This is a genomic window from Streptomyces sp. NPDC088124 (assembly GCF_040685895.1).
GTDB lineage: Bacteria > Actinomycetota > Actinomycetes > Streptomycetales > Streptomycetaceae > Streptomyces.
The window spans coordinates 21,097-31,252 of record NZ_JBFBJB010000088.1 but is presented as its reverse complement, the minus strand read 5'-3'; the positions used below and the strand labels follow the sequence as shown (position 1 = coordinate 31,252).

Below are 10,156 nucleotides of genomic sequence, written 5' to 3'. Positions count from 1 at the left end.
CCATGAGGACGACGTCGAGGTTCTTGCCGCTGTCCGACGACGCCGCCTCGGCGCGCTCGCGCGCGGCGGTGACGGCGGCGGCGCTGGCGGAGCGGTCCGGCAAGCCGTTCGACCTGGCGCAGGCGCCACCGGTACGGCTGACGCTCTATCGGCACCCCGGACGCCGCTGGACGCTCGGCATGGTGGTGCACCACATCCTCGTCGACGACTGGTCCCTGGGGATCCTCCTGACCGATCTTGCCGCGCTCTACCGGTCCGCCGTGGCCGGCGGCGACGGGACGGGAGGCGATCCCGGCCCCTCGTACCTGGAGTGGGCGGAACGGGAGTGCGAGCGGCGGGAGATGACGGAGGCCCAGGTGCGGTACTGGGCCGAGCGGTTGGGGGACGCTCCCCGCCGCATGGACCTGCCGGTCTCCGGTCCGCCCGGGGACGCCCCGGCGGCCCATGTCCGCGTCCCCGCCCGTCCCGCCGCGCTCGGCGCGCTGCTGGAGCTCGGCCGCGCGGAGGGCTGTTCCCCGTTCACGGTGCTGCTCACGGTGTGGGCGGCCCTGCTGCACCGGGTCACCGGGGAGCGGGACATGGTGGTCGGGACCCCGGCCACACTGCGCGACCGGCCCGAGACCCACCGGACGGTCGGCTTCTTCCTCAACACGTTCGCGCTGCGGCTCGCGGTGCCGCCCCGCGCCTCCTTCCGGCGATTGCTGTCGGAGACCTCCGACGCCCTCGTGGGGGCCCACGCCCATGGCGCCGCTCCCTACGACGCGGTCGTCGAGGCCGTGGACCCGCCCCGGCAGGACGTCCGTCACCCCCTGTTCCAGGTGTGGTTCGCCGCCGAGGGCGAAGGTGTGGACGCCCTGGAGCTGGCGGGCGTCACCTGCCGGGAGATCCCGGCCGGGGGCGGCGACGCCAAGTTCGACCTGGCGCTGTTCGCCACGGGCACCGGGGGCGGGGACGGTGGCACGCGGCTGACCCTTGAGTACGACGCGTCGATGTTCGACCGGGACACGATGGAGCGGATGGCCGGCCGGCTGGCCCGCCTCGCCGACGCCCTCGCCGCCTCCCCCGACACCCCGGTCGGCGACCACGACCTGCTCGACGCCGCCGAACGCGACCTCGTCCTGCGCCGCTGGAACGACACCGGGACCGCGCCCTCCCCCGTCCCGCTCGCACACCGGTGGTTCGAGCGCCGGGCGGCGTCCGAGCCCGGCCGTACGGCACTGGAGCAGGACGGCCGGCGCGTGACCTACGGCGAACTCGACCGCCTGGCGGAGGCGGTGGCCCACGCGCTGCGCGAGGCGTCCGTGCGGCCGGGTGACTTCGTCGCCGTGGCGGTGCGGCGTTCCCCCGCCATGGTCGCCGCCGTCCTCGGGGTACTGAAGGCGGGCGCCGCGTACGTCCCCCTCGATCTCGACCACCCGGCGGAACGCCTCGCCATGATCCTTGAGGACACGGCCGCCCCCGTGGTGCTCGTCGACGCGCACACCCGCGCCGCGCTGCCGCCGGCCACGGGGCGCCTCCTGGACGTCGCCGAGGCCACCGAGCGGGCATCCGCCGCCCCCGGCCCGGCGCCCCTGATCCCGGCGGACGCGGTGGCGTACGTGACGTACACCTCGGGCTCCACCGGCCGTCCCAAGGGCATCTGTATGCCGCACCGCGCGGTGAGCAACCTCGTCGGCTGGCAGCTGGAGCGCTACGCTCCGGTGCCGCCGGAGCAGCGGACCCTCCAGTTCGCCTCGCTGAGCTTCGACGTCTCGTTCCAGGAGATCTTCTCCACCTTCGCGGGCGGCGGGACGCTCGTCCTCATCTCGGAGGACCAGCGGCGCGACGTCCACGGCCTGGCGGAGCTGCTCACCGCGCTGCGCGTGGAGCGGCTCTTCATCCCCGCGGCGGCGCTCCAGCAGATGGCCGAGGGGCACCGGGCGGGCGGCGTGCTCCCGGCCGGCCTGCGGACGGTGATCTCCGGATCGGAACAGCTCGTCGTCACGGACGACCTCCGCCATCTGTTCGCCGGCCTGCCGGACGGACGGCTGCACAACGAGTACGGGCCTTCGGAGACCCATGTCACCACGGCGCACACCCTCCCCCGCGATCCGGCCGACTGGCCCGCCTGGGCGCCGATCGGACGGCCCGTCACCGCGTCCCGGGTGTATCTCCTGGACATGTGGGGGCGCCCGGTGCCCGTCGGGGTCACCGGAGAGCTGTGCGTCGGCGGCGCCGGCCTGGCCCACGGCTACCTCGGCATGCCCTCCGCCACCGCCGCCGCCTTCGTGCCCGACCCGTTCTCCGGCGAGCCGGGCGCCCGCCTGTACCGGACCGGCGACCAGGCGCGGTACCGGCCCGACGGCACCCTCGAATTCCTCGGCCGCGCCGACGACCAGGTGAAGATCCGCGGCTACCGCGTGGAACTCGGCGAGGTGCGCACGGTGCTGGAGGAACACCCGGAGGTGGGCACCGCCTTCGTCCGGGTGTGGGGCGAGCGGTCCGCCGACCGGCGGCTCGTGGCGTACGCGACCCCGCTGCCCGGGACGGACCCGGACGAGGAGGGGCTGCGGGAGCATCTGCGGGCACGACTGCCCGCGTACATGGTGCCCGCCGCGTACGTCCTGCTGGAGAAGTTCCCGCTGACGGTCAACGGCAAGGTCGACCAACGAAGGCTGCCGGAGCCCCGCTTCGGCTCCGCCCGGCGGAACGGCGGGGAGCGTGTCGCGCCGCGCGGCGAGCGGGAGCGGCGCGCCGCCCTGCGGTTCGCGGGCGTCCTCGGCACGGAGGCGGTGGGACGCGACGAGGACTTCTTCCGGCTGGGCGGCAGCTCCCTGCTGGTGGCACGGCTGCTGACGCAGATCCGGGAGGAGTTCTCGGTCACCGTCCCCTTCACTGACTTCTTCGGCGACCCCACCGTCGCGGGCCTCGCCGGGCTCGTGGCCCGGGCCGAGGCCGGGGAGGGCACGGCGCGGGACGAGGCGGGCGCCGCGGAGGACGGCGCGGGTCCCGCGCGGCTGGACATGCTGCTCGACGAACTGCTGGGCCCCGCCGGTGAGCCCGGCGCGGAACGGCGCGAGTGAGGGAGGAACGGCTCCATGGAGAAGACGGACACCGACGAGGGCGTGGAGAACGCCTGCTTCGTGGTGGTCAACGACGAGGAACAGTACTCGGTCTGGCCGGTCGGCCGCCCCGTTCCCGACGGCTGGCGGACCGTGGGAGAGGCGAGGGACAAAGCCGCCTGCCTGGCCTATATCGAGGAGCACTGGACCGATATGCGCCCGAAGTCGGTACGCGACGCCCTGGCATCGAGCGGAGGAGACCATGCCTGAGCCGGCCGGCCCGCCCGAGAGGGAGGGCATGAGCGCATCGGAGGCCCCCGGCATCGAGCTGACTCTGACGGATGCCGAGCGCCAGGTGCTGGAGGACGTCACGTCCCGGCTGGCCGGCGAGGTGCCCGCGTCGGCGCCGTACGACGTCTGCCGCGAGGCCCCGGTGGCCGCGCACGAACTGCCGTTGCGGCTGCGCCGGGCGCTGGGAACACTGTGGCAGGACGGCCCGGCCGCCTACGCCCTCGTCCACGGCCTGGCGGTGGACGACACCGCCGTCGGCTCCACCCCCGCGTCGTGGGGTGACGGGCCGGCCCGCGACCGCACCCGCCGCCAGGAGATCCAGGCGGTGCTGATCGGCTCCCTGCTCGGCGAGGTCTTCGGCTGGCGGAGCCAGCAGGACGGCGCGGTGGTGCACGACGTACTGCCGATGCGGGAGTACGAGAACACCCAGATCAACTTCGCCAGCCAGGAGCCGATCTGGTGGCACACGGAGGACGCCTTCCACGCGTTCCGGCCCGACTACGTCGGCCTGCTGTGCCTGCGCAACCCCACGGCCGCCGCCACGACGGTGAGCTGCGCGGCCGACTGGGACCTGGGCGATCCGGCCTTCGACGTGCTCTTCGAGCCGAGGTTCCGCCAGCTCCCCGACCACTCCCACGGCGTGACGGGGGACGGGGCGGAGCGCCGTCCGGTGCTCTTCGGGCCGCGCGAACGACCGTACGCGTGCGTGGACCCGTACTTCCTGGAGCCCCCGGAGGACGACCGGCTGGGTGAGGTGCTGCGGAGGTTCTACGACACGGTGGAGGCTTCCCTGCGCCAGGTGGCGCTGGCGCCGGGCGACATGCTGCTGGTGGACAACCGCAGCGCCGTGCACGGGCGCCGGCCCTTCGCCGCCCGGTACGACGGCAGGGACCGCTGGCTGAAGCGCATCAGCGTCAGCAGGGACCTGGACCGCTGCTGGTCCGCCTGGAGCAAGGACACCCGGCACGTGCTCGTCGGCGACCGGTGACGGACACCGGACGGCCCCGGACGGCGGAGGGCGCGCGCCCGTCCGCCGGGGGCCCCTTCGAGCGCCTCTCGCTCCTCCCGCCGGAGCGCCGGAGCGCGTTCCTCGCCCGGGTCCGGGGCGACGAGCGGCTCCGTGACGAGGTCCTGCTGACCGCGGCGCAGCGGCGCATGTGGTTCATGGAACAGCTGACGCCCGGCCGGGCCGCCTACACCATCCCGCTGGCGTACCGCTTCCGCGGGCCGGTGGAGACCGAGGCGCTACGCCGGGCGCTGCGGGCGCTGGTCGAGCGGCACGAGATGTTGCGCATGCGGTACACCGAGATCGACGGGGTGCCGGTCCAGCTGCCCTCCGGGGAGCCGCTGCGGTGTCCCGTGACCGACCTGCGCGGGGCGGCGTCGCCGGAGGAGGAGGCGAGGGAGGTACGGCGGCGCGTGGAGGCGGCGGCGGACGCCCCCTTCCGTCTCGACGGGGGGCCGCTGGTGCGCGCCGGGATCCTGCTCACGCGGGAGGCCACGGTGCTGGTGCTGACGCTGCACCACAGTGTCGCCGACGGCTGGTCGCTGGAGATCCTCCTCGCCGATCTGGCCGCGCTCTACGACGCCGAGGCGGCCGGGCGGCGGGCGGCGCCGCCGGTGGCGGGCGGGTACCGTTACGCGCACCACGCCGCCTGGCAGCGTAGGTGGCTGGACGGCCCGGAGGCCGCGCGGCAGATCGCCTACTGGCGGGAGCAGTTGGCGGGCGCCCCCGAACTCCTCACGCTGCCCGCCGACCGTGCGGACGCGCCGGGCGCGGCAGACGGATCAAGCGCGGCAGACGGGTCTGACGGAGGAGGCGGCTCTGACGGAGGAGGCCGGGCCGTGGGAGCCGCCGCGGAGCTGCCGGTGCGGACCGCCGGGCGGCTGCGGGAGCGCGGCAGCGCCGAGGGCGCCACGCTCTTCATGGTGCTGCTGGCGGCGTACTCCCTGACCCTGCACCGGTTCACGGGGCAGCAGGACGTGCTGGTCGGATCGCCCGTCTCCGGTCGCCACCGCCAGGAGGGCGAGGGCACGGTGGGGCTGTTCGTGAACACCGTCGTGCTGCGCAGCGCGCCGGCGGGGGCGGAGACGTTCAGCGGGCTGCTGTCGCGCACGCGGCGCACGGCGCTGGACGCCTACGCCCACCAGGACGTGCCCTTCGACGTCCTGGTGGACGCGACGGGCGCGCGGCGGGTGCCGGGACGCAATCCGCTCTTCCAGGCGTTCCTGTCCGTCGAGGGCTTCACGGAGCACCCGGTGGCGCTGGGCGGCGTGCCGGGTGAGGAGATCACACCGCCCGGCGGCGGCTCCCGGTTCGACGTGGATCTGTGGGTGAGCGAGCGGTCGGACGGCAGCCTGGCCCTGCGTCTGAGCCTCGCCGGGGAACGCTTCGCGGAGGCGACGGCGCGGCGTCTGCTGGACCATGTCGTCGCCGTCCTCACCACGGTCGCCGGCCACGGCACCGGGCGCGCTCTGTCCGGGCTGGGGGCGGCGGACCGTCCCGCCGCCCTGCGGGGCGCCGCCCCCGGCGGCCCGCCCGGGGCCACCGTGTGCGACCTGGTGGTGCGGCAGGCGGAGCGCACCCCGGACGCCCTCGCCCTGGCGGCGGGCGCGGAGCGGCTGACGTACGGGCAACTGCGCGACAGGGCCCGCGCGTTCGGCGACCGGCTCGTGGCGCTCGGCGTCGGACGAGGTGACCGGGTCGGGATCCATCTGGAGCGGAGCGCTCGGCTGCCCGTCGCCGTGCTGGGCGTCCTCATGGCCGGAGCGGCCTACGTACCGCTCGACACCGCCCTGCCCGCCGGGCGGCTGGCCTGGGTGCTGGAGGACTGCGGTGTGCGGCTCGTGGTCACCGGTCAGGATGCGGGGCAGGACACCTTCCGCACGGCCGGGGTGCGCACGGTACGGGTCGACGTGAGCGGTGCGGACCCGTCGGTGTCCCGCGAGCCGGAGCAGCGGCGAGGTGCTCCCCGGGTCGGCCCCGGGGACCTCGCCTATGTGCTCTACACCTCGGGTTCGACCGGCCGCCCCAAGGGTGTGGCGGTCGACCACCGCGGCATCGTCGCGATGGTCGAGTGGGCGCTGCGGACGTACACGGCGCGGGAGTTGGCGGGCGTGCTGGCGGCCACGCCGCTCTCGTTCGACATCTCCGTCTTCGAGCTGTTCGTGCCGCTGGCGGGGGGCGGCACCGTGGTGCTCGCCGACGCTCTGGCCGGGTTGTCCGCGCCGCCGGACGGCGGCCCGCCGGTCACCCTGGTCAATACCGTCCCCAGCCTCCTCCAGGACCATCTGCTGGAGCACTCCCTGCCCGTGACCGTCCGCACGGTGAATCTCGCCGGCGAGCCGCTGCCCGCGGCGCTGGCCAGGGCGGTGCACGCGAGCGGGCGGGTGCGACGCGTCGTCAACCTGTACGGGCCGAGCGAGGACACCGTCTACTCCACCTGGAGCGAGGTGCCGCCGGAGACGGCCCGGCCCGCGATCGGCCGGCCGGTGGACGGCTGTGCCGCGTACGTGCTCGACGAGCGCGGCGGTCCGCTGCCCGAGGGCGCGGTGGGCGAGCTGTACCTCACCGGTACGGGGCTGGCGCGTGGCTATCTCGGCCGGCCCGCGCTCACCGCGGCTCACTTCCTGCCCGACGCGTTCGCGGCGGAGCCCGGCGGCCGGATCTACCGCACCGGGGACCTCGTCCGGCTGCGTCCCGACGGGGAGCTGGAGCATCTCGGCCGCGTGGACCACCAGATCAAGCTGCACGGCCTGCGGATCGAGCCCGGCGAGATCGAGCACGCCCTGCTGCGCTCGCCCGGTGTGCGCGGCGCGGCCGTCACGGTGCACGGGACGGGCCCCGAGGCCCGGCTCGTGGCGTATGTGGCGGGTCCGGAGACGCTCGCCCCCCGTGCGCTGGCCACGGCGCTGCGCTCGCGACTCCCCGCACACCTGGTGCCGTCGCAGTACGTGGTGGTGCCCGCCCTCCCGCTGACGGCCAGCGGGAAGACCGACCGGCGGGCGCTGCCCGACCCGGGGACACCGGCCGGCCGGCCGGACTCGCCGCCGCCGAGCACGGCGGAGCAGCGTCTGGTCGCCGAGGTCTGGGGCGAGGTGCTCGGGCGCGAGGGGCTGCGCCTGGCGGACGACTTCTTCGTGCTGGGCGGCAACTCCCTGACGGCGCTGCGGGCGGTCGGCCGCCTGAACCGGGAGGCCGGTGCGCGGCTGGCCCCGACCGCCTTGTTCGAGGCGCCGACCGTGGAACGGTACGCGGGGCTGCTGACGGCGGCGCCTGCCCAGGGGGCGCCGGAGACACCGGGGGCGGCGCGCGTGACGGTCCTGCGGGAGGGCTCCGGCCGGGCGCCCGTGGTCTGTCTGCCTCCGGTGGGCGGGGACATCCTCGGGTACGCCGAGTTCGCCACCGCCCTCGGCGCCGGCTTCCCCGTCCTCGGAGTCGTCGCGCCGGGCCTCGATCCCGTACCCGGCCCGCGTCCGCCGGAGTCCGTACCCGAGATGGCCGCCCACTATCTGACGTTGCTGCGTCAGGAGGGCATCGACCGGCCGGCGGCGCTGGTGGGGTGGTCGATGGGCGGGGTGGTCGCGGTGGAGATGGCGCGTCTGCTGCGGATCGCGGGCAGTGGGCCGCCCCCGGTGGTGCTCATCGACAGCACGGTGCCCGGCCCCGAGTTCGATGTCGCCGACCCTCTCGCCGAGTTCGGCGCCCATCTGGCCGCGGGGGCGGGGCTGACCGAGCACATACCCGACGGGAAGTGGCCCGACGTGACCGCGCTGCTGGCCTGGGCGCGTCGGCGCGGCGTGCTGGGCGAGGAGACGGAGCCCGACCGGCTGCGAGCGCGGCTGGAGGTCTTCCGAACCCACGTGAAGGCGCTGTCCCGGCACCGCGTCACACCGCATCGGGGACCGGCGCTCTATCTGGCCTGCCGTGCCGAGCGGGCCGACGGGCGCCGGGAGCCGTGGCGGCCGGTGCTCGGCGAGGGCCTGGCGATCCGGGAGGTGCCCGGCGACCACCACAGCGTCATGCGCCGGCCTCATGTGTCCTCGGCCGCGCGGGAAACACGGTCCTGGCTGACATCGCTGCGCGGAACAGAAATCGAGCGGCAACAGGAAATCCCGGAAGGCGCAGCCGATATCCCGGAGATACGCGAGATACGCGAGATCTCCGAGGTATCCGAGATGGCCGAGGCATCCGAGACCTCGGAAATTTCCCCGCCCCTTATGGACGACCAAGTACAGCCTCGCTAGCATTATCCCGAATCGCCGACCGGCGGTTTTCCCTCACCGAAGGAGTTGCTGAAATGGCTCGCATGAAGGCGACGATCCTCCACGTCATGGGCCGCACCGACAAGGGGATGCGCCGCGTCGCCTATACCCCGCTCGTCTGGCTCTGACCTCCTGAGATGAAAGCCGGGGGCCTGGCGCGGCACCGCCGGGCCCCCGGCACGGCGGACGGGAAGCAGACGGAAATGGAAAATATCCGATCGCTGGCCCCGCTCACCCGGCGCCAGCAGATCCGCAATGCGGGCTCCCTCGAAAAGGATCCCGTCGAATTTCTCCGCGGCCAGCTGCGATTACACGGGGACATATTCCGCTTCAGCAATACCCTGACCGTTTTCCAGCACCCCGACCACATTCACGAGATTTTCGCCGACACCCATGGCGCCTTCGCACTGGACGCGGGCGGGGCCACCGGAGAAGGAGACGTCACCGGCGGACAGGCGTGGATGAGTGCCCGCGCACACAGCACCCATCTCTTCGGGGCCTCGGCGGCGCGGGCCTCCGGCGAGTCCGTCGCCGCGGCCTTCCAGGCGCATTTCGCGCGCCACGTCGGCTCCGAGATCGACGTGGTCGGCACGTTCTTCGACCTCTGCGGCAGCACCGTCGCGGACCTGTGCGCCGGACCGTACGGGGAGCGGCTGGCGCGCGCCGCGGCCGACCACCTGCGCGCGCTGCTGGCGGGGGCGGCCACCGCCGGGCTGCTGCCGTCCTGGCTCCCGCTGCCCCGTGCCCGCCGTGTCCGCACGACCGGCGCGCGGCTGGCCGAGCTGATCGAGGACGCGGCGGCGCACTCCGCGCCGTCCGACGACCCCGCGGCGCGGAACTTCCTCCAGGTGCTGACCGCGGGAGGGGAGGAGCTGGGCGGCCGGCTGCCGGCCATGATGCGCACCCTGCTGGTCGCCTCCCTGGCCTCCCCCGCCGCGGCTCTCGCCTGGGCGGTGCGGGAACTCGCGCTCCGCCCCGCGGAAGCCGAGGCCCTGCGCGAGGAGATCGCCTCGGTCGGGTACACCGGGATCGTCCGGGACCCGTTGGGCGCCGCCCCGCGGTGTCTGGCGTTCCTCAAGGAGGTGCTGCGGTTCCACTCCCCCGCCTGGCTGCTCCAGCGGGACGTGGTCCGGCCGGTCACCGTGGGCGGCGTACGGCTGGAGCCCGGCGAGCGGGTGGCGTTCAGCCTCTATCTCCTCCACCACGACGACCGCTGGTGGAGCGAGCCCGGGAGGTTCCGCCCGGAGCGCTGGCTGGCGGACACCCCCGCGCACGCTCCACGCGCCTACCGCCCCTTCGGCGGTGGCCCCCGGATCTGCGCCGGTGCCCAACTGGGCATGGTCCAGCTGGTCTGCGGGATCACGACCCTGCTCGCCCACTACGACATCGACGCCCCGGGGGCCGCCGCCCCACCCGGGAGGCCGGAGGCCGTGCGCGCGCCGTACGGCCTGCGCGCCACCCTGCGGCCCCGTCCGGCGCCCGCCCCGGCGGCTGTCGACGGCGCCGCCGACAGCGGCAGCGGCAGATGAGGACGGACGGAAGGAAGGACGGAACGAGAC

The 10,156-nt window shown here is 74.7% G+C and carries 5 protein-coding genes; all 5 read left to right on the top strand.

Annotation, left to right across the window (positions count from 1 at the left end):
- A partial coding sequence (locus AB0P17_RS40620) for an amino acid adenylation domain-containing protein (protein WP_365819673.1) occupies positions 1-3,062 on the top strand: 3,062 nt, incomplete at its 5' end.
- A gap of 15 nt (positions 3,063-3,077) precedes the next feature.
- On the top strand, positions 3,078-3,311 hold the full coding sequence (locus AB0P17_RS40615) for an MbtH family NRPS accessory protein (protein WP_365819671.1): 234 nt from the start codon (positions 3,078-3,080) through the stop codon (positions 3,309-3,311).
- A 28-nt stretch (positions 3,312-3,339) separates the two neighbouring features.
- Positions 3,340-4,320, top strand: coding sequence for a TauD/TfdA family dioxygenase (locus tag AB0P17_RS40610; protein ID WP_365819669.1), 981 nt, complete (start codon positions 3,340-3,342; stop codon positions 4,318-4,320).
- A complete protein-coding gene (locus AB0P17_RS40605; RefSeq protein ID WP_365819667.1) occupies positions 4,317-8,579 on the top strand; it encodes an amino acid adenylation domain-containing protein in 4,263 nt (1,420 codons plus the stop codon). Before AB0P17_RS40610 ends, AB0P17_RS40605 begins: the two co-directional genes overlap by 4 nt.
- A gap of 221 nt (positions 8,580-8,800) precedes the next feature.
- Positions 8,801-10,126 (top strand): cytochrome P450, encoded by a 1,326-nt coding sequence (locus tag AB0P17_RS40600; RefSeq protein ID WP_365819665.1) that lies wholly within the window; start codon positions 8,801-8,803, stop codon positions 10,124-10,126.
- Positions 10,127-10,156 lie beyond the last annotated feature (30 nt).

Bases quoted from the DNA above. Each gene is read 5' to 3' on its own strand.
- AB0P17_RS40615 (WP_365819671.1), top strand. From the start codon at position 3,078: ATGGAGAAGACGGACACCGACGAGGGCGTGGAGAACGCCTGCTTCGTG.
- AB0P17_RS40610 (WP_365819669.1), top strand. From the start codon at position 3,340: ATGAGCGCATCGGAGGCCCCCGGCATCGAGCTGACTCTGACGGATGCC.
- AB0P17_RS40600 (WP_365819665.1), top strand. From the start codon at position 8,801: ATGGAAAATATCCGATCGCTGGCCCCGCTCACCCGGCGCCAGCAGATC.